Source organism: Erythrobacter westpacificensis, assembly GCF_039542285.1.
Lineage (GTDB): Bacteria > Pseudomonadota > Alphaproteobacteria > Sphingomonadales > Sphingomonadaceae > Alteraurantiacibacter > Alteraurantiacibacter westpacificensis.
Genome location: NZ_BAABHV010000039.1, coordinates 1 through 1,293, shown reverse-complemented (window position 1 = coordinate 1,293; position 1,293 = coordinate 1). Strand labels below are relative to the sequence as shown.

Annotated in this window: 2 protein-coding genes; both read right to left on the bottom strand. The window is 62.7% G+C overall.

Translation table 11 applies throughout. From position 1 onward, the window contains the following. On the bottom strand, positions 1–609 hold a 609-nt coding region (locus ABFX23_RS17685), incomplete at its 3' end, for a methylmalonyl-CoA mutase family protein (RefSeq protein WP_346034191.1). Further along, positions 606–1,293, bottom strand: a 688-nt coding sequence (locus tag ABFX23_RS17680; RefSeq protein ID WP_346034190.1) for an acyl-CoA carboxylase subunit beta, incomplete at its 5' end; no start/stop codon positions are given. The genes ABFX23_RS17685 and ABFX23_RS17680, both read right to left, overlap by 4 nt.

The following is a 1,293-nucleotide window of genomic DNA, read 5'->3' as shown; positions in this document are numbered from 1 at the left end:
CATCGATGGCTCGGGAGGATAGATGTAGGTGTTGCGGACCATGAACTCCTTGAGGATGTCGTTCTGGATGGTGCCGCTGAGCTTGTCCTGACTGACCCCCTGCCGCTCTGCCGCGACGATATAGAACGCCATCACCGGGATCACCGCGCCGTTCATCGTCATGGAGACGCTCATCTCGTCGAGCGGTATCTGGTCGAAGAGGATCTCCATGTCGCGCACGGTGTCGATCGCCACGCCCGCCTTGCCGACGTCGCCGCGGACGCGCGGGTGGTCCGAATCGTAGCCGCGATGCGTGGCAAGGTCGAAAGCGACCGAAAGGCCCTTCTGACCCATCGCCAGGTTACGGCGATAGAAGGCATTCGATTCCTCCGCCGTCGAAAAGCCCGCGTACTGCCGGATGGTCCACGGACGCCCGGTATACATGCTGGCGTAGGGGCCGCGCGTGAACGGGGCGAAGCCCGGCAGGCCCGGCTCCAGCCCTTCCGCATCTTCCGCCGTATAGAGCGGCTGAACGTCGATCCCCTCCGGCGTATGCCACGTCAGGTCACGGCCTTTGACTTCCTTGTCGGCCTGGGCCTGCCACTCAATCTTCGTCGGTTTGTCGGTCATAACGGTAGATTGTCGTGCTTCTTCCAAGGGTTCTCGAGCTGCTTGCCTGCCAGCTTCCTTAGGCCCAGCGCGATGCGTCGGCGGGTCGAGTGCGGGTAGATCACTTCGTCGATGTAGCCGCGTGATGCCGCCACGAAGGGGTTGGCGAAGCGGTCTTCGTATTCCTTCGTTTTCTCGGCGATCTTGTCCGGGTTGTCTCGGTCCTGTCGGAAGATGATCTCCACCGCGCCTTTCGCGCCCATCACGGCGATTTCGGCGGTGGGCCAGGCGTAGTTCAAGTCACCGCGCAGGTGCTTTGACGCCATCACGTCATACGCGCCGCCGTAGGCCTTGCGGGTGATGACGGTGATCTTGGGTACGGTCGCCTCGGCATAGGCGAACAGCAGCTTCGCGCCGTGCTTGATGATGCCGTTGTGCTCCTGCGAAGTGCCGGGGAGGAAGCCGGGCACGTCCACGAACGTCACGATCGGGATGGAGAAGGCATCGCAGAAGCGGACGAAGCGCGCCGCCTTGCGGCTGGCGTCGATATCCAGCACGCCTGCCAGCACCATCGGCTGGTTGGCGACGAAGCCCACGGGCTTGCCCTCGATCCGCCCGAAACCTGTGATGATGTTCGCGCCGTGCTTTGGCTGGATTTCGAAGAAGTTGCCGTCGTCCACCACTTTGCGGATCAGCTCGTGCATG